Below are 23,852 nucleotides of genomic sequence, written 5' to 3'. Positions count from 1 at the left end.
TAAAGCATGTTAACCTAACAACAAGTCAGACCACTTGGTAAGCTTTTATGGATGCGTTTGCAATATCTAAGCTGATATTAGCCGGTTTTACAAAACATTATCGACTATTTCAATCTATCACCAAAGAAGTACCTGAAGCATTTGCCCAACAACATTGGGATAAGATGCAAAAAATAAGCTCAATGCGAATTGATCATTATGACCAACGCGTTGAAGAAACCATTACTCAGTTAAAAATGACAGTAACGTGCTCAACGCTCCATGAAAGTTTATGGCTAGATATCAAACGGCACTACCTCGACTTATTGACCTTTCATCCACAAGCCGAACTTGCAGAAACTTTTTATAATTCCGTGTTTTGTAGGCTATTTCATCGTCGATACTTTAATAATGCGTTTATTTTTGTTCAAACAACACTCAAAAATGCACCTGCTCTGCCTGTTGAGGCAGAATATCGCAGTTACTTCCCTGTTGTGGAGGGGCTCATCCCTACCATTGCCGATATTGTCGAGCATATTGATTTTAAATGCCAATTTCGAGATCTCGAGCAAGATATCCGTAACCTAGTCAAAGCATTTATTAAGCAAGCACCCGATACGCATCATCATGGCCATATGATGCGTTTTGATATGCTTGAAGCGCCATTTTATCGTAATAAAGCAGCATACATTGTGGGCCGAGTTGTTTCCACCAGCGGTGTACAACCGTTTATTATCGCTGTACTTCATCATCATAAAGGGGGCTTATACATAGACGCCCTACTTACAAGCTCATCGCAGATGCGTGTTATTTTTGGTTTCGCACGTGCTTATTTCTTAGTTGAAACACACGCACCTTCTGCCATGATGCGTTTTTTAAACCAATTAATGCCCAGTAAAACACCCGCTGAACTATACAACGCCATCGGCTTTCACAAACAAGGTAAAACCGAATTTTATCGCGAGTTTCTAGACCACCTTGATACCACTCAAGACAAATTCACGATTGCTCCCGGTACACTGGGCATGGTGATGATGGTATTTACTCTCCCTAACTTCCCTTATGTATTCAAAGTTATCAAAGATACCTTCTCGGAAAGTAAGCCCTTTGGTAGAGAGACCGTAGTACAGCGATACCAACTCGTAAAAAATCATGACAGGGTGGGCCGTATGGCCGATACAATAGAATATTCCAATGTTGTCATTCCCAAAGGACGTATTGAGCCTGCATTGCTAACCACCTTAATGCAGACTATATCGGGCAGTATGCAAATAGAAGATGACGTTGTCACGATTAAACATTTATATATTGAACGGCGTATGACCCCGCTAAATTTGTATTTAGAGAATGCCAATGACGCCCAACTAGAGCATGCCATAATCGACTATGGTCATGCCCTTAAAGAAATGCTACATGCCAATATCTTTCCCGGTGACATGCTATTAAAAAACTTTGGTGTTACCAAACACATGCGCATCGTTTTTTATGATTACGATGAAGTACAATACCTAACCGATATGAATTTTCGACGCATGAAAAAGCCGTCTCTTGAGGATCTCTATTCAGGTACAGATCAGCAATCGATTGCACCACAAGATGTATTTCCTGAGCAACTATATACATTTGTACTCACAAACCCTAAACTCAAGACGGTGTTTAAGAACGCGCACCCTGATCTGCTGGACGTCAATTATTGGTTACAAGCGCAAAAGGACGTGACCAATAAAGTGGTTAAACACATTTATCCGTACCCACAACAGCAGCGATTCAAATATTTAGACAAAACAATAATAAAGGAAAGCCGTGAACATAAGTAAAATAGACCTCAACTTGTTGGTATATTTAGATACGCTGCTGCGAGAATGTAATGTTACCCGCGCCGCAAATCAACTGAGCATTACACAGCCGGCAATGAGTAACGGCTTAAAACGCCTGCGTAACCTATTTAACGATCCTATTTTAGTCCGAACCAGTGAAGGGATGGTACCGACTGAAAGAGCGTTAGAACTACAACCCGTTGTTCGCGGGATCTTAATGACGCTAGAAGAAACATTAGCGCCTAATCGAGAGTTTGAAGCAAGCCAAAGTAAACGCGTATTTCGTATTATGGCCAGTGACTATGCAGCAAGTACTTTGGCGCCCAAATTACTGAGTAAATTACACGCAGAAGCCCCTGAAACAACATTAGATATTTTAACGCCAAGTGACGTGACATTTCACGATGTAGAGAATGGCAAAGTTGATATGGCGATCAACCGCTTTGAAAATTTACCGCAATCATTCCATCATAAACGCATTTGGAAAGACAGTTTTTGCTGCTTAGTAAAATCCGATAACCCCATAATTGAACAGTTTAGCCTCGACGCATACCTCAAAGCACGCCACATATGGGTGAGTAAAACAGGCTTTGGTGTTGGTGTCGGCATGGACCCTGAAGACGTACAAAAACTTGGTTGGGTAGATGAAGCCCTCGCTCATTTCGGTAAACACAGAAATATCGCAACGTTCACGAGAAATTACCACGTAGCAATTCACTTAGCGAAAGAACAAAATTTAGTTGCGACATTACCTTCTAAAGCTGCAAATATTTACCAAGATGACCCTGGTTTAAGTATTTTAGAGCCGCCCTTTCCGATCCCACCGTTTGAATTAGATATGATCTGGAGCCCACTTTTACACAGAGACGCAAGTCACATTTGGTTAAGGCAAAAAATTGCAGAGGTCGCTGACGCGCTGAAATAATACTCAAAAACAATAGCTCTTTAATGGTAGTGTCTTCCCACCACCATTAAAGAACTAACGTATAAATAACATGTATTTTGGTTTTTGTTCCTAAAAACTCTAACGCCCGATCATAATGAGATCTTATTAGAAACAATAAGGCCACATACATTATGGAAATCAGTAGTATGTTAGCCTAGCAATTCATATTAATTTAAAAAATAAGCTTTATAACCATAATCTTACTTAGCATTATTAAGTATATAGTCATCACCAAAGATTAGCTTCATCTTTTGCTCCTCAAAGCGGATATACCAAGTATGGCTAATAATTATAAAGATGACTAAAAATAGAAAGCTCAAAAAACATGCGCTAATAGCGCCATGGAAAAACCTAAACACATTCGATTTCTTGACTAGTCAATATCTGAATATTGGTGTTTTCTTGCTTAAACTGTGTCTGTTGTGCCAGCTCTATAAATACTCACTTTTACATTACGACTCACTAAAACTCTAAAAACTCGACATAAGCTCGAAGAATACCCCTCTCTACATTCGACTTTTAACTTTATTGGTCGCTGGTGATGTGGCGGGATCATCCGGCCAAAAATGCTTTGGATATCGGCCTTTCATTTCCTTTTGCACTTCTTTATAACTATTTTTCCAAAAATGCGCCAAATCTTGTGTTAGCTGTAATGGCCTGCTTGCCGGTGACAATAGCTCCATCAATAACGGCAGCTGGCCTCGACATAATTTAGGAGTTTCAGTTAACCCATATACTTCTTGCATACGAACCGACACTTTAGCCGGTCCTTCGAGTTGATAAGTAATTTTTACATTAGAACCACTTGGAACCTGAATTCTTCTTGGTAGTATTTGTTCTAATAACTGTTGCTGCTGCCAATCTAAACAACTTATTATTGCCGATTTCAAGTCTAATTTTTTTAACTGTGTCAGCTGTTTAACATCATGTAAGAATGGAGCAAGCCATTTATTTATTTCTTTAAATAAAGCCAACTCATCTAAATTGTTAAACTCCGACGGATAAAAACGTGACGCTAACGACAAACGATTAAGGAAAGGTTTTACATCATCATATTGCGCGAATAGCACAAAACCATGTTTTTCAATTAACGCTAACCAAGCTTGAGTTCTCATTGTTATATCAATCTCTTTCGAGCTTGGCACGGCACCAATGATTAAATCGCCAATTGCGGTGCGATCTTCGTGTACAAAACGCCCTTTTTTATCATCAAATTCACAAACACTATAGTGGGTAAACAAATAAGGTAACACGTCATTTAACTGCTTTATTGATAAATCAGTCGCACTGAATATACGCTGGCCTTTATGCCCCCCAAGCACCGCGATAGCGATGTAATCATCACTTAACCAATGACTATCATGACTGTTCACGCCTGCACCATTTGCCAGTATAAACCCTTGACCTCGCCGTTTCGCCAGCCTATCTGGAAAGGCTAGCGCAACGATGATACTTAAATGCTCTGTAGAAAGTGTAAGAGGCTTTGCCAGCTTCAAACGTTTTAACCATTGATTCAATTGTGCCGTAAATGTGTGATGTGGCCGCTCAAACTGATTTAGCAAAGCAACCCTTAACTCAGGACTACTTGTTACCCTACTTTCAAGCAATGCAATGAAGTAGCATGCCAGTGTTGTGATCCCAGATAACTTAGCCTCTAAAGTTTGAGCTTTGATCAACATGTGTGCCAAACGCGGCTCTGTACCAAAACTATGAACCTTGTTACCTAGAGGAGTTAGCTTGCCATCTTTATCAAGTATTTCGAGCATTTCTAACAACTGAGTCGCTTGCTGTATTTGACCATGACTTGGTTGATCAATTAATGGCAACTCAATGAGCTCCGTGCCCCATACTTTCGCTTCAAGCAATAAGCTAGCGATATCTGAACTGAGTATCTCTGGTATATCATGACCATCACGCCGTTCAAATTGTTCATGAGAACCCAGTCGATATACAACGCCAGGCTCAATTCTTCCCGCTCGCCCGGCTCGTTGAACCGCTGATGATCTCGATATCGACACTGTCGATAATTCTGTCACACCGGTTTTAAGATTAAATTGTGCAGCCCGGCGTTTTCCACTATCGACAACAATCCGAATCCCTTCAATCGTTAACGATGTCTCAGCCACATTGGTAGTCAAGACGACCTTTCTCAAGCCCTCTTTTGCAGGGGCAATAGCCGCTTGCTGAGTTTGTTTATCTTGATCACCAAACAAAGTGACTATTTCAGTATCGGACAATTTATACACCGATAACATTTGGGCTACTCTATGAATTTCTCGCTGTCCGGGTAAAAAAACCAGTGCGCTGCCATGTTGCTCTTGTAACGCTTTAACGACTAAACCTGCAATCGCATCTACCCATTTTGATTCATCATGCAAAGGCTCATACACAGTATCAATAGGAAAGCTGCGCCCCTCACAACTCACAACCGGCCCCCCTAAAAACTGCTGGTAACGCTGAGCGTCGAGTGTCGCTGACATAACCAATATTTTTAGGTCTTCTCTGAGCGCCATTTGCGTTTCAAGGGCCAAAGCCAATGCGGTATCTGCAGCCAAAGAACGTTCATGAAATTCATCAAATATAATTAAATCAACACCCGTTAGCTCAGGATCTGTCTGAATTAACCTCGTCAACACCCCCTCTGTGACTATTTCTAACTTCGTATGGTTAGACACTTTCACATCATTCCTAATACGAAGCCCAATACTTTGACCAACAGGTTCCTGTTGCTGTTTAGCTAAAAACTGCGCGATATTTCTTGCGGCAAGGCGCCGAGGTTCAAGCATTATGATCCGCTTAAAATGCCCATCTCTTATTAAACTCAAAGGTAACCAAGTTGACTTACCGGCACCTGGAGGGGCTTGTAACAGTACTTTACTCTGACAGTACAACTCAGAAATAAGCGAAGGATAAATTGATTCTATTGGTAACAAAGCAAAGCCTAGCAGGATAATATTTATCTATATTAACATGTTAAAAGTCGGTATTTGCACCTTTTTAATATCACAATGAATGATTGAACAAGCAATAAAAGTTAAAAATAGGTAAGCAAAAGGTTGCCAAGGCAATTAAAAAAGAGTATTTATTATTGAGTTAAGTAATAAACTCAAATAGTGAAATAAATAATATATTACATCTATATTATATATTTAGCACAATTATTCACCTGAAGTATAGGCGAGCCCGGTAGGTTATGTTTCAATATTATTTAAAGTTAGCGTGGACCAGTATTAGAAAAACGTCTGTTTTAAGCTTGCTTATGGTGTTAATAATCGCAGTAGGCATTGCGGCATCTATGGTCACTTACACCATAAACTATATGATGACCCAACACCCTATACCAAATAAGCACAATACTGTGCAGCTCATTCACCTAAGTAGCTGGGGCTCTGAGCAACCTTATCGGGAGCTTGATGGTAAAGAAGATGCGCCATCAATGATGACCTACCAAGATGCTAAAAACCTTTTTTCTGCACATAAAACCAGCCCACTAATAAAATATCAATCTATCATTGGCACTTATCGAGACCAAATAAGAGCAATACATCAACCTATCACAGACGCCAGACTGCGATCTATGTTGACCGTAAACCACGACTTTTTCCCAATGTTTGATGTCCCTTTTCTTTTTGGTACTGCTTGGTCTAAACAGGCTGATGAAAAAGGAGAACTCGTCGCCGTGATCAGCAGTGAACTCAATGAACAGTTATTTAATAGTGAAAACTCCGTTGGTAAGCAGATAATGATGGGAAACCTCATATTGACAATATCTGGCGTCACAGATAACTGGCTCCCAACTCCAAAATTTTACTACGTCAGAACAGAAAGCTTTGTAAACCCAAGAAATATAATGATCCCATTCAAGAGTCAAATTCAACATGGGCTGTTTGCTAAGTCAGATACTCGATACTATTGCGTCAATTATCCAACTGATCAGTCTTTCTCGACTTTTTTAGCTTCAAACTGTGTGTGGCTGCACTTTTGGATTGAGCTGAATTCTGCCACCGATTTACCTCAATATAATAATTTTCTAAACAACTATGATGCGCAACAAAAGCAGGCTGGTCGCTTTGAGAGAGATCTTGCAAGTTACACTCTGAATATAGAAGATTATTTAACCAGAGAAAGAATGATCCCTGAAGATACAAAATTGGCTGTGTGGCTGGCGTTTTCGTTCTTAGTGGTTTGTCTATTGAATTGTATGAGTCTAATGCTAAATAAGTTCTACAATAAGCGGGCAGAAGTAGGATTGCGCAGAGCAGTTGGAGCCAGTCGACAAAACATTGCTTACCAATTTGGCTGTGAAACGCTATTGATCAGTATTATTGGTGGGTTTATTGGTCTGCTCCTCACCAAGCTGGGGTTACTAGCCGCACAAAATGTCTTAACTTTTCTACCTCAACAAGTGATGGAGATGAACCTACCACTGGCAATCATGGCTTTGATTTTGGCTATTGTGTCATGCTCTATATTTAGCTTATGGCCTATTTATAAAGCCACTAAAGTTCAGCCATCTAGTCAGCTAAAAAGTATGTGAGGTCACTTTATGAAATCATTTAGCCTAATAATAAAGTCACTTTTTAAAAGAAAAACGACGACCTTACTTTTAATATTACAAATTGCAATCACACTCACAATCTTAATTAATGCCACTTTTATTCTCATACAAAAGCAAGGAAAGATTGATAAACCAAGTGGTGTAGACACACATAATATCTTCAGCTTCACCACAAACATTCAAGGACCAGATAATGATGTGCTCAACCGAATAGAGCAAAATGTACAAGCAATTCGTGACTTAGACACTGTATATAATGCATCACAATTTAATGCCGTTCCTTACTCCGAAATTGGCGCCCATGTATCTTATGGTTTGGTAGAAGGGAGTGATAATAGTATGGGCAGCGCAGGATATTACCTCAGTAGTTATCATGGTGCAGATACATTAGGGATCACACTTATTGCCGGTGAATGGTTCAAGCCCACAGATATTACCATTTACGATAACACCGACCCTACCGGTGTTAAAGTGGTGATCTCAAAAGCCCTCGCCACAGCCCTATTTCCAGATGACTGGCGACAAGCATTAGGTAAAACCCTTTATGTCGATGGTTCACCAGACACCATTGTTGGTATTGCAGATATTATCCCAGGTACGTGGCCTTCATGGCGAAACTTTGATAAGCATATTATGGCTGCGAGTACATTAAAAAGTGCAGAGCCTAATATCATTGTGCGAGCACATGATGGCGTTCGTGATAAGGCTATGGAAGAGGTAAGTAAATTGCTATTACAAACACCAAATCGCTGGATTGATAAGTTCAAAACACTACAAGCACATAGGACAAAGAGTCATACTAACGATACCGCGATTGTCCATATATTATATTGTGTTATCTCACTGCTTATCATCGTCACTGCACTGGGAATATTCGCACAAGTACGCTTTGGAATTGTTACTCGACACAAACAAATAGGTACGCAACGCGCACTAGGTGCAAGTAAATCACACATACTACAGTATTACATGCTAGAAACATCCACTCTAGCCACCCTGGGGGCAATCTTTGGTGGCTTACTCACTATAGTGACAAACATCTATTTGATCGAAGAATTTAAATTAATCGTGGTACCCATGAGCTATATCGCGTTTGGTGCATGTACTATGATATTGCTGAGTCAAATAGCAACCTTACACCCAATTTTACAAGCAAGTCGCGTATCACCTGCGATTGTCACCCGAGGCGGTTAATAGATAAAACATAAACCGGTGTCTTCCCCTTCGATTACATTACTCGTTCAAGCCTGAACGAGTAATGCTTAAGCGGGTATTTCAGCACCGACATAACTACTACTAACAACAATGTTACCCTGACGCACTTGTTCTTTGTAATGTTTTAATGTGTACTCCACATCAAATGCACTAGGTTGACGCACGGAATCGAGTCCAATCCATGTATTTCTATGCACTTCTTTTGCCAAATATAGACCGCCATCGGCCAATTCTAATACTTGCTCCCACGACACTTGCTCTTGTAAGTCTGGTGTCAAAGGATAAGGTGCAAACCCAATTGAACAAGTACATTGCACCGTTTGGCCATTCACAATAAATGGAAAACACTCAACCTGTTGACGGATCCGCTCTACAGCTTCCTGTGCATCACGCCTAGACATATCGGGCATTACCAACAAAAATTCCTCACCGCCCCACCTCACAAGCAAATCACTATTTCGAGTACACTGCTTGAGAATGTCAGCGAAACTCTGCAGCACGAGATCTCCTGCGGCATGACCATAGGTGTCGTTAATTTTTTTAAAGTGGTCAATATCAACAATACAAAAGATCATGTCGTGCTTTTCTGGCAAGGCATTGATTTGACTGTCTATGGTGCTAAAAAAGTAATGACGATTACTCAACCCCGTTAAACTGTCAGTAAAGCTCAGGGTTTGTAGGCGTTTATTTCTTTCTTTTAGCTCGGCAGTGCGTTCAGCCACTTGCATCTCTAACTTTGACGTGTAACGGCGGCTTTGCCAACGCCAATAAATAAACAGTACCGCAGCTAAACACAACAAACCAATCAGTAGCCAACGTTGCTGCGTGAGCTTTGTATTTTCTAACGTTTGCTCATGTTGCACTATCTGCTGAGCTTGAATGGCGTTGTCTTTTTCTAATAAGCTCACCTGCTGCTGCTGGTGCGCTAAAGCATATTGCGCCTCCAGTTGCAAAACTTTGTTATTACGTTTTTGCTGGTCAAGCGCTCTTTCTGTTAACGAATACCGCTTCAAATATAAATGCGCTTGCTGATAATCACTAAGCTGGGCATAAGCGCTGGCCAATAACCGTTGTAAAGATGCTTGCTCTTCTAAATAACGTGTATGAAAAGTTTGCTCAAGTCCTTTCATAGCTAATTCAATCGCCTCAGAAAACTCACCGGCTTGTAAGGCACTTTCCGCTAAAGCAAGTTGATAATCTAACTTACCCTTATCATTTGCTGATGACATATACTTTAATGAAAATTCGTTGAGTAAGGTGCGACTAACCAAATAATTACCAAGCCGTAAGACAACTTGCGCCTCAATTAACAGCAGTCGAGCGGAGAGAGGGCTATTATTTTTAGCAAGCTTTTGGCCCAGCTCTAACTCATATAAAGCCTGCCTGAAGCTGCCTTTCTCAAGATAGATCTTGGCCCGCCAAAGCTTCACATGTACCAAAAGTTCATCGTCTTGATTAAGCGCCTGCGCTATTTGTGTCGCTTGATTTACATATCTTTGTGCATGGTCATAGCGTTCTAAATCAAGTTCTAAGTCAATAATTGCCAATAATGTTTCTACCATAATACGTGGCTTACCAACTTGCTCAGCAAGTTCTAACGCTTGGTAATGCATCGACAAGCTATGTTTATAGTCGCCAAAATGTTGTCTGATACTCGCTTCAATTAAGATTGTTTGAATTTCAATAGTACGTTGTGCATAGTGCTTAGCTTGATTACGGATCACTCTCAGCTGGGGTAACACACTGAGTTCATGTTTGCTTTCCATACGATACTTGAGTTGTTCAAATGCCATACTTATTGTTTGCTTTTGGACCAAAGTATCTTCGTCACCATAGATCTCATACGAAAATAAGATCAGGCAGTAATACCAAACAATTCTTAGCCAGCTCATGGCAGAGCTCGCATCAGCATTGACTCATTAACCATATGCCAATCTTTCACTCGCCCATTAATGAACCCCGATTCAATCAGCGCTTTTTTCAGTATCCCTCGCTGTTTTAAAATAGCCAACCCGGTATTAAGTGCATTAAACACTTGCTCACCTTCAGGGTGGCGTTTGCTAACAACAAAATGTCGTGAATCTGGTAGCAAGAGCTTTAATTCATTGATGGGAACATACTCTCGCCCTTCAAAGTTCAATACTAAAGATTCACTCACACTAAAATTAATTAGCATGGCATCAACCACATTGGTTTCAACCATCTCCAGCATGGTTTCCCAAGGGCCGATAAAGCTCACCACATTAATATCGGTATTATTCAGTGCTCGCCAGTCCACTTTCCATCGAGGGTTAGCAACAACGGTTAATTGATTCAGGCGCTCTGCTGGCATGTCATGTAAAGCAACATTGCGTTTGGTTACATAAAACCCTGCTTCATATTCTCCATACTCAACCAAAGGCTCTGTTATGTAGAGGGAACCTTTATAATCGAGCAAGTCTTCATGCCATGTTGAACGCGCTAGTACCAAACTGTCTCCAGCAATTAGGTCAGAGAACTCAATAACGTTAACGGATGGCTTAGGATTAAATACAACGGGTCGATGCTCACCGCCTAAAAACAGGGCTTGCTGTAAAAGCACCATTTCTATGATCTCAATATGAGACCCTTTGGTTGATGGGTGAAAGTCATCAACCTCTAAAACTGAACGCCCCGCCAAAAACTCTTTATATCGCTGGCTAAAATTTTCACTGCTAATAATGTCAATCACGAGCGGTGATCTTGCATAAGTAAAGCTAGATAAAAATAAAAACAACCAGCACCATTTCATTCAAAGTTCCAACAATCAAAGAAAATAAAAACTTCATTCTATTTTATTTTATTATACAAGAATAAAAATTAATTGGTTAACTTACGTAGGAATATTATTGTGATTGGCACAAGATAGAGAAAGTTTTGAAATAAAAATTAGAAGGTTAACAATATGTACTCAAAAGGGCGATTAAGAATTAAAGGTTTCTTAAACGCCCTTAGCCAAACATTAATTACGCAGGTTCATAACCTAAATTAGGAGATAACCAGCGTTCCGCTTCTTCAAGTGTCATGTTGGTACGTTTTGCATAATCTTCAACTTGGTCTTTTTGAATACTCGCAACCGCATAATATTTACAGTCTGGATGAGAAAAATACCAACCCGACACCGCGGCACCTGGCCACATAGCATAGGAGGTAGTTAACTGCATACCAATACGCTGCTCAGTATCAAGTAATTGCCAAATCTTTTTCTTCTCAGTGTGCTCAGGGCAGGCTGGGTAGCCTGGTGCTGGACGGATGCCTTGGTAATTTTCACGAATAAGTTCTTCATTACTCAAGTTCTCGTCAGGCACATACCCCCAAAACTCTTTTCGTACTTGCTCATGTAAATATTCTGCAAATGCTTCGGCCAAACGATCCGCAACCGCCTTAACCATGATCTTATTGTAATCATCTTGTTTAGCATCAAATGCATTGGCCAAATCGTCTTCTTCAAGACCCCCCGTCACCGCGAAGCCACCGTAGTAATCCGCAATACCCTTCGGCGCAATGTAATCTGCCAAACAGTAATTAGGAAAGTCCGTTTTTTCTGTTTGCTGACGTAAATGACATGATGTCGTTAATACCTCTGAGCGCGTTTCATCAGTATAAATCTCAATGTCATCACCTACTCGGTTTGCCGGAAACAAGCCTATGACACCAAGCGGCTTGAGTGCACCACTTTTTTCATACTCATCAAGCATCTCATTGGCGTCTTTGAACAGGCTTTTTGCTTCCTCGCCGACGATTTCATCGTCTAAAATACGCGGGTATTTACCTGCTAATGACCACGTCATAAAATACGGAGTCCAGTCAATATATTTACGTAATGTCTTGATGCTCACATCGCGAAACTCGGTTACCCCTAACGTTTTCGGGACTGGTGGTGTATAGTTTTTCCAATCAATTTGAATGGCATTATCGCGCGCGCGTTGCAATGTTACCGGTTTTGAACGTGGCTTTTTACGGGCCTGCTGCTCTCGAACTTTGGTATACTCAGCCGCTGTTTTCGTTAAAAACTCGCTCTTTTGCGTTTTACTCAATAAATTCGATACCACACCTACCGCACGACTGGCATTATTCACATACACCACGCCTTCATCATACTGAGGTTCAATTTTAACCGCCGTATGTGCTTTTGATGTAGTTGCACCGCCAATGAGTAATGGCAATTCAAAGTTTCGACGCTTCATTTCTTTAGCAACATGTACCATTTCATCAAGCGATGGCGTAATTAACCCAGAAAGCCCGATGACATCGGCATTTTCGTCTATGGCCGTTTGCAAAATTTTCTCTGCAGGTACCATTACACCTAGGTCAACCACTTCGTAGTTATTACACTGTAAGACCACGCCAACAATGTTCTTGCCAATATCATGCACGTCCCCTTTTACGGTCGCCATGATGATTTTACCGTTGGTTGCGCCTTCTTCTTTTTCTGCCTCAATGAAAGGGTCAAGGTAGGCAACAGCACGTTTCATTACCCGTGCAGATTTAACCACCTGAGGTAAAAACATTTTACCTGCACCAAACAAATCACCAACCACATTCATGCCATCCATTAATGGCCCTTCAATAACTTGTATGGGCTTATCCATACTGGCACGACACACTTCAGTATCTTCATCAATATAATCAGTAATACCTTTAACCAAAGCATGTTCAAGGCGCTTTTCGACTGGCCAAGTACGCCATTCTAGATCTTCAACCTTTTCAGCTTGTGCCATACCTGAATATTTCGGTGCAAGCTCCACCAGCCGCTCACCAGCACCAGGGTCAGTATTGAGTACCACATCTTCAACTGCTTTTCTGAGTTCTTGTGGAATATCATCATAAACCGCAAGTTGCCCTGCATTTACAATCCCCATATCCATACCAGCTTTGATAGCATGGTATAAAAACACCGAATGAATCGCTTCACGAACCGGGTTATTACCACGAAACGAAAACGAGACGTTCGATACCCCACCCGACACTTTACAATGCGGTAACTCTTGTTTTATCCGGCGTGTGCCTTCAATAAATTCAACCGCATAATTGTCATGTTCTTCAATACCGGTTGCCACAGCAAAAATATTCGGATCAAAAATAATGTCTTCAGGTGGAAAACCTAACTGGTCAACCAAAATACGATATGAGCGCTGACAAATTTCAAACTTACGATCTTCTGTTTCCGCTTGGCCTGTTTCATCAAACGCCATTACAACGGCTGCAGCACCAAAACGTTTAATTATTTTTGCTTGACGAATAAAAGACTCTTCCCCTTCTTTCAAAGAGATAGAGTTAACAATGGCCTTACCTTGAATACATTTTAAACCCGCTTCAATGACTTCCCACTTAGAGGAGTCGACCATAATAGGGACACGAGAAATATCAGGCTCTGAGGCGATCAAATTTAAAAACTTCACCATCGCCGCTTTTGAGTCCAACATGGCTTCATCCATGTTGATATCAATCACTTGTGCGCCACTTTCTACCTGTTCACGGGCAACACCCAGTGCTGTTTCATAATCTTCTTCTAGAATGAGGCGTTTAAAACGCGCTGAACCTGTGACATTTGTACGTTCACCAACATTGGTAAATACTGCTGTTGCTTGACTCATTGACGACTTCCTAATTCAAATTACAGGCTTCAAGACCAGCCAAACGCATACGTATATCTAGTTTAGGTAATGCACGAGGTTGTAGACCTGTAAGGCCATCAGCAAAGGCTTTAATATGCGCAGGCGTCGTCCCACAACAGCCTCCAACAATATTAATGTAGCCCTCTTTACCCCAATCTATAATTTCTTTCGCCATTTCATCCGCTTCTAGGTCATATTCACCAAATTCATTAGGTAAACCGGCGTTCGGATGAACCGACGTAAATGTCTCGCACACTCGTGATAATTCCACCACATACTGACGTAGCAGATCAGGTCCTAATGCACAGTTTAGTCCTATTGAAATAGGCTTTATATGACGAATAGAGTTATAAAACGCTTCGGTTGTTTGACCTGATAACGTGCGACCAGATGCATCGGTAATAGTACCTGAGATCATCACTGGCAAGGTAACGCCCGCTTGCTCAAACGCTTCTTCAACAGCAAACGAGGCTGCTTTTGCATTTAATGTATCAAAAATGGTTTCGATTAAAATGAGATCCGCGCCTCCCTCCATTAAAGCAAGCGTTGACTCAACATAGGCCTCAACTAGTTTATCAAAGGTAATATTGCGATAACCTGGGTCATTTACATCCGGAGAAATTGAACAGGTTTTTGACGTCGGCCCTAACACGCCCGCGACATAGCGAGGTTTATCTGGGTTTTGTGCGGTAAATTCGTCGCACACCGCTCTTGCCAATTTCGCCGACTCAATATTGATTTCACGGCTAAGGCTAGCCATTTCGTAATCGTCCATTGAAATGGTCGTGGCATTAAAGGTATTTGTTTCAATAATGTCTGCACCAGATGCTAAAAACTGACTGTGAATATCTCTGATCACCTCTGGTTTAGTCAAACTCAATAAATCGTTATTGCCTTTGATCAACACATGCCAATCTCTAAAGCGCGCTCCACGATAGTCTTCTTCTTCAAATTTATATTGCTGGATCATGGTACCCATTGCACCATCTAGGATCAGAATACGGTTCTTCATTGCCTCGGTTAAAGCTGCGCTTTTATTCGACGGTAAATTATTCGGCATAGCTGTTAGTCCTTACATCTTGGCTAACGAGATTAATATCATATGGCGTGGTTTGGTAAACATAGTAGTTCAGCCAGTTCGAGAATAACAAAAAGGCATGACTTTGCCACGTTTTAGATGGCCGTTTGTCTGCATTATCATCGGGAAAGTATCCCTCAGGCATAGCAGCATCGGCACTTTTGCTCAGATCTCTGGTATATTCTTTTTGCAATGTATTAGCATCATATTCAGGGTGACCCGTTAAGTAAACTTGGCTCCCAGATTGATTCTTAATTAAATACGCCCCGACCCTTTCTGAGCCAGCAAGAGTAATTAAATCATCATTGTTATCAATTTTTTCTGCATCAATATGACCATAGCGAGAATGCGGCACCACAAATTCGTCGTCAAAGCCTCGCGTCAACGCACCATGTTCAAAGTAACAACGGTGTTTAAACACACCACACAGTTTATTCTTTTTAAGCTCTCGTTTTAATCCATAGTGATGAAATAACCCTGCATGGGCAGCCCAACAAGAAAACAACGTTGACGTCACATGGTTCTCAGCCCAATCAAAAAAGGTTTGTAGTTCACTCCAGTATGTTACATCTTCATATTCTAAATGTGCCAACGGTGCGCCCGTCACAATAAGTGCATCATAATTGTGGTCTTTTACATCTGAGAAATAACGATAAAACATATCTAAGTGATGCTCTGAATTTTCAGAGCTGCGGTGAGTGTCTAGCCGCAACAGATCAACATTTACCTGCAAAGGAGAATTAGCCAGTAAACGAATAAACTGAACTTCCGTTTCTACTTTATTAGGCATCAAGTTTAAAATGGCCAAACGCATCGGGCGGATCTCTTGCGACTTTGCACGACTTTTTGGCATTACAAACACATTTTCTTGACGTAACTGCAAAATAGCGGGTAATTCGTCTTTGACTGTGATCGGCACACGGTTCTCCTGAGTTTAGAATACTCTGTTATTATGAACGCAACGACAGAAATTTCAACCTCTAGATGTACAGACGTCTAAACAACATGAGCGTTATTATCCACATTAAAAGAATAATAACAAACATAAATTAAAGGGAAGGTATGTTAAATATTGGGTTAGGTGAGATTGCAGCACTGAGTGCTGCGTTGGTGTGGGCGTGCTCTACAATTATTTATAAGCGATTTAGTCATACACTGTCACCCTTTGAGCTAAATGTCAGTAAAGGCGTTATGGCATGTGCCATGATGTGTGTTGTTTTAGTACTATTACAGGACAGTGCACTACCCAGTCACGCTAATGCATGGCTATGGTTAATCGCAAGTGGCATTGTTGGTATCGCTATTGGAGACAGCGCCTATTTTGCAGCGCTAAGAAACATAGGCCCCGCCAGAACCTTAGTCATTGAATCGTTGGCACCAGCCATCGCGGGGATACTCAATATTATCATTTTGGGCACATACTTAAACACCGTCGCTTGGTTTGGCATAGCCATCACCACTGTTGGGGTTATTTTAGCTATCAAGCCAAACCGTGCTTTACCCAAGGTTGACAAACAACAATACAAATTCGGCGTCGCATTTGCCATAATTGCAGCCAGTTGCCAAGCCGCGGGGATGGTGATGTCAAAGGCAGGTATGGGCGATGAAGCAACCAGTAGCCTATGGGCAGCGATGATCCGCTTGCTGTCTGGCACGTTCGCTGTGGCTATTTTAGTGGCATTTTTAAAGGAACACAGCCTAAGCAAAGCCATCAGACTCAAAGGGATCAGCAATAAAAAATGGTTATTTATCGCGGTGTTCTTTGGCACCTTTATTGGCCTTTGGTTACAGCTCGGCGCGGTAAAAAATACCGACCCTGCTATTGCACAAACTATTTTAGCAACCGCACCATTAATGGTAATGGCACTCGCGTTCATTAAAAAAGAAGCGATCACACGTAACATGATAATAGGGGGATTGTTAGCCTTATTTGGGGTGGGTGTGTTACTAAGCGCATAATGAAAAAGCTAAAATAACTCAAATTGGAAATGACAATAAATTGTGTATGAAGAAATTAAAAGTGGAAGGAGGCCAGAGCCCGTTTTTGCAAACGAGGATAGCCTATATGGAGAAAGGAGTGTCTAGGTAGGATGTATAGAAGAGGGGTATGCGCGCCACAGACATTCGCTTAAGCACACTAAAATTCAATATATTCAGAATGTAAAAAGTAGAGCGTAAAAGGCTTAAAGTGATATCAAGCCTTTAAAATATTCTTGAAAGGGTCTAAGGGTATTGCGATTAGTAAACGCTCAAATCAAACAATATTGTAGATAACGCGCTAAGACGCAATTTGCTCACACAATAAATAAGAGGCAAACCCCTCACCATTAATGCAGTGTTCAACTTCACTGACATACCACTTACCGTCTACAGTGGTTTGGGTGTTGACGATTTTAACAACGGCTCCTGCACCAATCGCGGGATCACCAATGACTTTTGCTCTCATGGACTTGGCACTGCGATTTAACCGGTTATGTTTGGCTGTGGCCGCTTGCGTTGCATAGGCTTCATCTGCATAAACATAAGGTAGAGTAGTGGCTGGCGCGCCCTTGCCTGCTTTCACTTGTTTGCGCTTGGCTTCATTCTGATCATAAAAATACGCTTTGACTTCGCCAACTTTACGATAAGCATCTTGCATATAGTGCCAAGACAATAATTGGCCAACATCTATTTCAACTTCTTTGAGTGGTTTACCTGACAACGACTTGCCTGTACCTCTTGCCATAAAAATGAGTTTATCTTGTGCTATTTTGAGCACCGCATCATATTGCTCTGCAAGCTTAGTCAGCAATTGTAAATCACTTTCACTTTGCTCAATATGTGGCAGTTCAATACTTGTAAAATCAGGGCCTACTTTTGGGTCTAAACCATGCTCAGCAGCAATATCAGACACTAAATCACCCAACTTTTGGGGGGTGCTCGGGTCATCAGGCCAAGATTTTTGTTTCGGGGTTTTAAGACCTGTGTGCCACAGCATTTTATTGCCGAATAACTCGAGTGAACGAACAGGGCCTGACACACTGTATTCGCCCACTTCAAATGCACCTAAAGGCGATAGTTTTGCCGACTTATCCGCCGCGCCATTTTTATACCCCATCGCAATTTCAACAATATCTGTCGCTTTTGGTTCTTGGATTGGTGCTGTGCCTAGGTTATCAAACCTGACATAACAAGTGTCACTTTGTAGCCCCGTTTTCAGGCTAACCCGCACTTCAACCAGTCTGTCTCGCAAACGTTCAGCCACTTCTTTACCGTTTGCTTTAATTGAATACTGAGGCTGTAAACCCATAATCCTTCCCTCAATCCCAAATATTAATAACGTTGTCAGCAATCGGTTTCGTGATCACTTCAGGCAAAAATATGGCGATATTTTCAGCATAAATACCACCTTTTTCAGCCAGTCCATGGTTTGCTTCTAGCACTAATTCAACCATGCCACTGCTGCGCCCATAATGACGCCAGCAAATATGGTCTAAGCAGTCCCCATCTCGGGTAATATAAGTTACTCCATTCATTGCCTTCCCTCATTACTTGGTGTTTGCATCATGGCGCTTTAATTCCATAGAGAACTTAATTTCTCGTGGGATACCATCGTTTAAAAATAGGGTTCTATCTTCACTGATCGACATTATTATCCAGTTGCCCAGTACACGCCCCACACTGGGATCTGACTTGCCACTTGCTTGCACATAAGTCAGCTTTAAAGGCAATTTAGTGATTGCCTCTGCGCGCATTTTGTCGACCTGTGTCAGGCCATCTTTTACCAATTGAGGGTAAATTGTGCCCGTAAGACTTAACGTTTGATCCCCAACACCCACAAACTGCATTGAAGGGCTGCTATCTTCAGTTTGAGAGTCTTGTGTTTTCCAGCGGTAGTCTGTATTGAACTTTAAATTGTCAAAAGCAGCCCCTCCAACAGAAAACTTAAACTCCCCTAATTGCATCATGTGTGATGCATTGACTACTTTTTCCATTAAGCTACCTCATCAATATATCGAGTACGCAGATCTCGTTGTGCTTGCACTTGTTTTTGTTCAAGCACCTGTTTAATTTGCTCAGCAATTTCAATCGCCGACATGCCAGGGGTGGTGTTCACAGTAATGTTTGCATTGACGGTGACACTGCCACCCGTAGTTGCGGTTCGGTTTGATTTTCCTGTTGCGGTATTATTGTTCGGCGTCGCTGCCAAAGAGGCTGCTTTTAAGTCTGCTCCCGAGGCTTGTGCACCATTAGACAACTGCGGTGTTTTAACTTCATTGGCTTTATCTTTGCCAAATATCGTCTCAGTTAACCAACCTGAAAAATTACCACCTAGGGCACCTACTAATGCATTGGTCGCATATCCGGCAACGGGCGCAAACATGCGAACAGTTCGGTTTTTAAATTTCCCCATTTTATCGGAAACCCATTCACTCGCCCCCCAACCTGCTGCGGTTCCAGCCATCGTCGTCGCTTTTTGCTTTAATGACAGTGAATCATCATTGGCAGCATTGAGTATCGTATGGCCATTTAGCAGATCACTAACGCCACCACCAACATTTGATAGCTTGCTCATCGGTCCATTTTTAATACCGGCACTTTTCTCCATCTCAGCCGCAATACCTGCAAACATGTTGACTTCATTAATGACGTTATTTTTTACATAATCTAACGATGTTTCAGCATGACTTTCTGAGCTGCCAGTCACTGATGCAGTGTCGCTTGTATTCCCGCCTTGCGTCGATTTCTCCTTTTCTGGAGAATCAGAAAATAGTCCCCCAACTAAACTACCCAATGCACCAGATGCTGCGCCAATACCCGTCGCACCAAGCATTTTCGTTACTGGATTTGCCATTATTCTGCTGAAAATACTGCTTGTCTTTTCTGACGGTGCGTCAACTTTCTTACTTGCAGCCACATCATCAGTTTTAAGGGGGGTCGTATCCTTGGTGTTTGCGAGATCTTTGGCTGTAGCACCCTCTTTTACTTGGTTGGGTGTTTGTTGGTTTGTCTGCGTAGTATCCGCTTTTTCAGTAGATTTCGCTTCTGACTTTTCATCAGACTCGTCTAACGTACTGCCAAACCAGCCACCTAACATACCGCCTAATGATTCACCACCAAAGGCACCTAACGCACCACCAACAATGCCACCAATCGCAGTACCAAACACGGGGATCACTGAACCAATTGCGGCACCCGCTGCGGCCCCGGCTAAAGCACCACCCGCACTGCCCGCAGCCTGTCCAACTTGCTCTGATTTTTCCTGTTTTGTTAGGCTGTTATCAGATAAAGTTGACGCCACATCCATAACACCCATTGCAGCCGTCACCGGTGCTGCCAAACGGCCAAATAGCTTACCAAGTGGGCTTCTGGTGATCCCCTTAATGAGCCCTTTGCCTTTAAACAACCCTTTTTTCGGCTTACTAAAAATCGGGTCATTAGCCGCCATCGGTTTACCCAATTTTGTATTCGACGCCTTGGTATTCGCTGCTTTTGCTTTAGTCTGAGATGGTGTTTTTTTCGCCAGCTGATTTTTTTCAGCGTCTGACAAACCGCCATCAATAACAGAAAGCTTTGGCTTATTTGCCGGTTTTGCTTTTACCTTGGCTGACTCCTTCGTTTTAAAAGAAGTGTCTTTTGCCCATGGCTTTTTATTGCTTTTGAGTGACTTTTTCTCATCAGAGAGATCATCTTCTCGTTGGGACTCTCGCCCTTTGCCTTTATTACCACGGCCTTTTTTATTACGTCGGTTGCCTTTTTTACCGCCTTTATTTTTACGCTTTTTAGGCTTTTTCTTTTTTTCCTTCTCTTCTTCGTCAGGGGCTTCAAAGTCAGTCTCAGCTTCCCCGCCAGAGAACATGTCGGCAATCCCCCCTAAACCAAACCCGTTGAGTAAATCAGGGAGTGCGCCCGTTATTGATGATAAGTCGCCTTTTAAAATCCCTTTAAAATCTAATTTCGCCAACGTCGCGGCGTGATCTTGCATAAACGAGGCCGCACCGTCAAAACCAAAGGCATTGAGTAAATCAGGTCCTGCACTGAGTAACGAGTCTAAGTCTCCGCCCATAATGCCTTTTACATCAAGCTGCTTTAACGCAGGTAAGGCCGATTCCATCATGCCCGCAGCGCCCTCTAACCCTAACGAGTTTAATAAGCCAGGGCCTGCGTCTAATAATGTTGAAATATCGCCACTGGCGATCCCTTTCATATCGAGTTGTTTCAGCGCGGGCAATGCTTCGCCAAATTTGTCTGCTGCATCACCCAAGCCGAATGCGCGTAATGCATCGGGTCCAGCGTCCATCAGTGAGCTTAAATCACCCTGCATTAAACCATTCATGTCCAGCTTTGACATTGCTGGCATGGCGTGCTCAAGCACGTCTGCGGCTGCGCCAAAGTCAAAGTTGCGCAGTAATTCTGGCCCAGCTTTTTCAAGCGATGATAAGTCACCGCTCATGATCCCCTGTGGATCAAGCTGCTTAAGCGCGGGTAACGCAGTTTGCATTGCATCTGCGGCCCCCCCAAAATTAGCAGAGCGCAAAATATCAGGAGCCGTATCGAGTAAACTGCTTAAATCACCTTGGGCAACACCGGCTAAATCTAACTGCTCTAGCGCAGGTATTCTTTGTGTAATTGACTGGTGTATACCCTCTAAATCAAGGGTTTTTATCAATTCAGGAGCCGCATCTTTTAAAGAGCTTAAATCTCCATTCATAAGCCCTTTCATGTCTAACTGCTGCAATGCAGGCATAACAGTTTGCATTGCATCGGCCGCACCACCAAAGTCGGCCGTTCGCAAAATATCGGGAGCCGTTTTTAATAAACTGCTTAAATCCCCTTCAACAACGCCTGCTAAGTCAAGCTGAGAGAGCGCTGGAATATTTTGCACAATCGACTGATTAAGCGCGTCAATATCCACTGCTTTTATGAGCTCTGGCGCTGCATCTTTTAACGAGCTTAAATCGCCTTGCATAATGGCACCGGCATCAATGCTGTGCAATGCAGGTAACATGTTTTCGATTGTTTGTGCCGCTTGCGGCATGTTTAACGCATCAAGTGCAGCAGGAGCTGCATCAGCCAAAGAGCTTAAGTCGCCCTGCAATACTGCGCCAGCGTCTAACTTATCGAGCACAGGCAGTGCCTTACCCACCATATTGGCCGCTTGGCCGAATCCCATATTCTCTAACACTTGTGGTGCTGTGGCTGTTAGGCTCGACAAGTCGCCATCCATCATGCCTGGGATATCGAGCTGGTTAAAAGTCGCCAACCCCGTTTTAAGTGACTCTGCCGCTTCTGGCATATTCAACGCATTTAAAACTTGCGGTGCAGTCGACGCTAATAAGTCGAGTTGCTGAGATAATACTTGCTCACCACCACTGGCTGAAAATGCAGCACTATGCTGGGCAATCACATCCGTTAAACCCGCAATATCTACCGAGTTAGAAATTTCTGGCAGTGCTTGCTTTAACCCAGATAAATCTTGTTTTACCACATGCTGAAAATCGCTAAAGTCTAATCCTTTCACATGCTGACTCAATCCGGCTATCGCCTGCGATAAATCGGCTCCTTGGCTCATCTGTGCGGATAATTCAGTTGCCGCCGCTGAGGTAGCCTCTTGTGCTTTTGCTTGTGCGGCGTTTTTCTGATTTTCTAGTGCCTGTATTGCACCATTATTTCCTGTATTCTGTGTCGCTGCTTTACTTAAACTAAGCAGTTGTTGCTTAAGCACATTACCATTATCGGCCATGACCTGATTAAGGTTAAACTTGGCCAATTGCGTTAAAATAGGCGCAATTGAGTTAGGTTTAAGTATGGCACCTGAGGCTTTCATGCTTTGTACGGCCTGCCCGAGCTCTTTTGCCGAATCGGCTTGATTTTGCTGAACCTTAGGTAGTTTATTTTTAACTTTATTGGCTGTATTCGCCTTTTTTTTACTGACTGCGGGAGATTTTTTTTTCGCACCGCGTTTTTGATCGGATGATCCGTGACGTTTCATAGCTATACCTGGGAGATGCAAAGAAGTGAGCTGAATACTTGCCTGCCAGTAAACCTGCCTGCTTCAATAGCAAGGCGCGTACATAACTGAAATAACAAGCGTGAAATAATGGGCCGAGGGCCGATAGAATTGAAAAAGATATGCGAAATAACAATACGTTAAGTGTTTAACTCGCTAATCTATTAAGATGAGCGATTGCGATTTTGCTTAGCCTTTTATTAGAAAAGGTATTGAATTTAGCAGTAAAAAAGGCAGGTCAATGACCTGCCTCCGTTTCATTTTTATAGTCAACGGCCGCTTCAAACCAGTCACAAAGTTCTGGTTCAGTTAAGCCGTTTAATTCTTGTAAGCCCCACCCGGTATATTTTGCGAGGGCTATAACCATGGCTTTTAAGCGCTTGGGCGGGATACGAGAAAAGCCTGTAGCTTTTCTCTTAGTTTGACAAAGTCACTCCAGTCTAATTCTTCAATTACATCTGGAGACACTTCACACAAATGTGAGAAATAACGAATTTCGCTTTCTGATTCACTTAAATCCGTTTTGTCTACCATTAATCTATCACGTACCTTTGGTCGTCTCATTTTAAGCTCTGCATACTCATGCGCGTCGACCGTGACTGGGAAAGTCAGTTTAATGATATCTGTCATAAC

16 protein-coding genes are annotated in these 23,852 nt (G+C 42.2%); 5 read left to right on the top strand and 11 right to left on the bottom strand.

The features are described from left to right. The first annotated feature begins 47 nt into the window (after positions 1 to 47). Complete coding sequence (aceK, locus tag CWC18_RS01130; protein ID WP_138674528.1) at positions 48 to 1,796, top strand: bifunctional isocitrate dehydrogenase kinase/phosphatase; 1,749 nt, start codon at positions 48 to 50, stop codon at positions 1,794 to 1,796. After that, the gene (locus CWC18_RS01125; protein WP_138591785.1) at positions 1,783 to 2,721 is read left to right on the top strand and encodes a LysR family transcriptional regulator; all 939 of its coding nucleotides are present in this window, start codon (positions 1,783 to 1,785) and stop codon (positions 2,719 to 2,721) included. The genes aceK and CWC18_RS01125 overlap by 14 nt, the downstream gene beginning before the upstream one ends. A gap of 527 nt (positions 2,722 to 3,248) precedes the next feature. On the opposite strand, the gene hrpB is transcribed toward CWC18_RS01125, so the two are convergent. Continuing rightward, positions 3,249 to 5,675, bottom strand: coding sequence for an ATP-dependent helicase HrpB (gene hrpB / locus CWC18_RS01120; RefSeq protein WP_138674527.1), 2,427 nt, complete (start codon positions 5,673 to 5,675; stop codon positions 3,249 to 3,251). A 260-nt stretch (positions 5,676 to 5,935) separates the two neighbouring features. On the opposite strand from hrpB, the gene CWC18_RS01115 reads away from it, so the two are divergent. Together CWC18_RS01115 and CWC18_RS01110 are read left to right on the top strand one after the other, a co-directional pair. Beyond that, positions 5,936 to 7,279 (top strand): ABC transporter permease, encoded by a 1,344-nt coding sequence (locus CWC18_RS01115; protein ID WP_138674526.1) that lies wholly within the window; start codon positions 5,936 to 5,938, stop codon positions 7,277 to 7,279. 9 nt (positions 7,280 to 7,288) lie between these two features. Further along, the gene (locus CWC18_RS01110; RefSeq protein ID WP_138674525.1) at positions 7,289 to 8,494 is read left to right on the top strand and encodes an ABC transporter permease; all 1,206 of its coding nucleotides are present in this window, start codon (positions 7,289 to 7,291) and stop codon (positions 8,492 to 8,494) included. Positions 8,495 to 8,562: 68 nt separating this feature from the next. On the opposite strand, the gene CWC18_RS01105 is transcribed toward CWC18_RS01110, so the two are convergent. The 5 genes from CWC18_RS01105 to CWC18_RS01085 all read right to left on the bottom strand — a co-directional run bounded on the left by CWC18_RS01105 (position 8,563) and on the right by CWC18_RS01085 (position 16,148). After that, positions 8,563 to 10,407, bottom strand: coding sequence for a GGDEF domain-containing protein (locus tag CWC18_RS01105; RefSeq protein ID WP_138674524.1), 1,845 nt, complete (start codon positions 10,405 to 10,407; stop codon positions 8,563 to 8,565). Continuing rightward, positions 10,404 to 11,285: a hypothetical protein gene (locus CWC18_RS01100; RefSeq protein WP_138674523.1), complete on the bottom strand. Its 882-nt coding sequence runs from the start codon at positions 11,283 to 11,285 to the stop codon at positions 10,404 to 10,406. Before CWC18_RS01100 ends, CWC18_RS01105 begins: the two co-directional genes overlap by 4 nt. Positions 11,286 to 11,499: 214 nt before the next feature. After that, positions 11,500 to 14,130: a methionine synthase gene (metH, locus tag CWC18_RS01095; RefSeq protein WP_138674522.1), complete on the bottom strand. Its 2,631-nt coding sequence runs from the start codon at positions 14,128 to 14,130 to the stop codon at positions 11,500 to 11,502. A 10-nt stretch (positions 14,131 to 14,140) separates the two neighbouring features. After that, positions 14,141 to 15,211, bottom strand: a complete 1,071-nt coding sequence (locus CWC18_RS01090; protein ID WP_138674521.1) for a homocysteine S-methyltransferase family protein — start codon at positions 15,209 to 15,211, stop codon at positions 14,141 to 14,143. Continuing rightward, entirely contained in the window at positions 15,201 to 16,148 is a 948-nt protein-coding gene (locus CWC18_RS01085; protein WP_138674520.1) for a homoserine O-succinyltransferase, read from the bottom strand. Before CWC18_RS01085 ends, CWC18_RS01090 begins: the two co-directional genes overlap by 11 nt. Before the next feature lie 143 nt (positions 16,149 to 16,291). Here CWC18_RS01085 and CWC18_RS01080 point away from each other — a divergent pair, with 143 nt between their 5' ends. After that, positions 16,292 to 17,188: a DMT family transporter gene (locus CWC18_RS01080; RefSeq protein ID WP_138591776.1), complete on the top strand. Its 897-nt coding sequence runs from the start codon at positions 16,292 to 16,294 to the stop codon at positions 17,186 to 17,188. Positions 17,189 to 17,507: 319 nt separating this feature from the next. On the opposite strand, the gene CWC18_RS01075 is transcribed toward CWC18_RS01080, so the two are convergent. The 5 genes from CWC18_RS01075 to CWC18_RS01055 all read right to left on the bottom strand — a co-directional run bounded on the left by CWC18_RS01075 (position 17,508) and on the right by CWC18_RS01055 (position 23,849). Continuing rightward, positions 17,508 to 18,518 (bottom strand): phage late control D family protein, encoded by a 1,011-nt coding sequence (locus tag CWC18_RS01075; protein WP_138591775.1) that lies wholly within the window; start codon positions 18,516 to 18,518, stop codon positions 17,508 to 17,510. A gap of 10 nt (positions 18,519 to 18,528) precedes the next feature. Further along, positions 18,529 to 18,744 carry a tail protein X gene (locus CWC18_RS01070; protein ID WP_119859796.1) on the bottom strand — a complete coding sequence of 72 codons (216 nt, stop codon included), beginning with the start codon at positions 18,742 to 18,744 and terminating at the stop codon, positions 18,529 to 18,531. A gap of 12 nt (positions 18,745 to 18,756) precedes the next feature. Further along, positions 18,757 to 19,203, bottom strand: coding sequence for a phage tail protein (locus CWC18_RS01065; protein WP_138591774.1), 447 nt, complete (start codon positions 19,201 to 19,203; stop codon positions 18,757 to 18,759). Further along, positions 19,203 to 23,201 (bottom strand): hypothetical protein, encoded by a 3,999-nt coding sequence (locus CWC18_RS01060; RefSeq protein WP_138674519.1) that lies wholly within the window; start codon positions 23,199 to 23,201, stop codon positions 19,203 to 19,205. Before CWC18_RS01060 ends, CWC18_RS01065 begins: the two co-directional genes overlap by 1 nt. A gap of 390 nt (positions 23,202 to 23,591) precedes the next feature. After that, a complete protein-coding gene (locus CWC18_RS01055; protein WP_010364460.1) occupies positions 23,592 to 23,849 on the bottom strand; it encodes a phage tail assembly protein in 258 nt (85 codons plus the stop codon). Between the last annotated feature and the right edge of the window lie 3 nt (positions 23,850 to 23,852).

The sequence above is a fragment of the Pseudoalteromonas aurantia genome, from assembly GCF_005886875.1.
In the GTDB taxonomy this organism is placed as follows: domain Bacteria; phylum Pseudomonadota; class Gammaproteobacteria; order Enterobacterales; family Alteromonadaceae; genus Pseudoalteromonas; species Pseudoalteromonas aurantia_A.
The sequence above is the reverse complement of the archived record's forward strand: the minus strand, read 5'-3'. Positions and strand labels throughout refer to the sequence as shown.

What these genes read in the sequence shown, in the direction of transcription:
- aceK (WP_138674528.1), top strand. Translation starts at nt 48, where the DNA reads ATGGATGCGTTTGCAATATCTAAGCTGATATTAGCCGGTTTTACAAAA.
- CWC18_RS01115 (WP_138674526.1), top strand. Translation starts at nt 5,936, where the DNA reads ATGTTTCAATATTATTTAAAGTTAGCGTGGACCAGTATTAGAAAAACG.
- CWC18_RS01110 (WP_138674525.1), top strand. Translation starts at nt 7,289, where the DNA reads ATGAAATCATTTAGCCTAATAATAAAGTCACTTTTTAAAAGAAAAACG.
- CWC18_RS01105 (WP_138674524.1), bottom strand. Translation starts at nt 10,407, where the DNA reads ATGAGCTGGCTAAGAATTGTTTGGTATTACTGCCTGATCTTATTTTCG.
- CWC18_RS01100 (WP_138674523.1), bottom strand. Translation starts at nt 11,285, where the DNA reads ATGAAATGGTGCTGGTTGTTTTTATTTTTATCTAGCTTTACTTATGCA.
- metH (WP_138674522.1), bottom strand. Translation starts at nt 14,130, where the DNA reads ATGAGTCAAGCAACAGCAGTATTTACCAATGTTGGTGAACGTACAAAT.
- CWC18_RS01090 (WP_138674521.1), bottom strand. Translation starts at nt 15,211, where the DNA reads ATGCCGAATAATTTACCGTCGAATAAAAGCGCAGCTTTAACCGAGGCA.
- CWC18_RS01080 (WP_138591776.1), top strand. Translation starts at nt 16,292, where the DNA reads ATGTTAAATATTGGGTTAGGTGAGATTGCAGCACTGAGTGCTGCGTTG.
- CWC18_RS01075 (WP_138591775.1), bottom strand. Translation starts at nt 18,518, where the DNA reads ATGGGTTTACAGCCTCAGTATTCAATTAAAGCAAACGGTAAAGAAGTG.
- CWC18_RS01070 (WP_119859796.1), bottom strand. Translation starts at nt 18,744, where the DNA reads ATGAATGGAGTAACTTATATTACCCGAGATGGGGACTGCTTAGACCAT.
- CWC18_RS01065 (WP_138591774.1), bottom strand. Translation starts at nt 19,203, where the DNA reads ATGGAAAAAGTAGTCAATGCATCACACATGATGCAATTAGGGGAGTTT.
- CWC18_RS01060 (WP_138674519.1), bottom strand. Translation starts at nt 23,201, where the DNA reads ATGAAACGTCACGGATCATCCGATCAAAAACGCGGTGCGAAAAAAAAA.
- CWC18_RS01055 (WP_010364460.1), bottom strand. Translation starts at nt 23,849, where the DNA reads ATGACAGATATCATTAAACTGACTTTCCCAGTCACGGTCGACGCGCAT.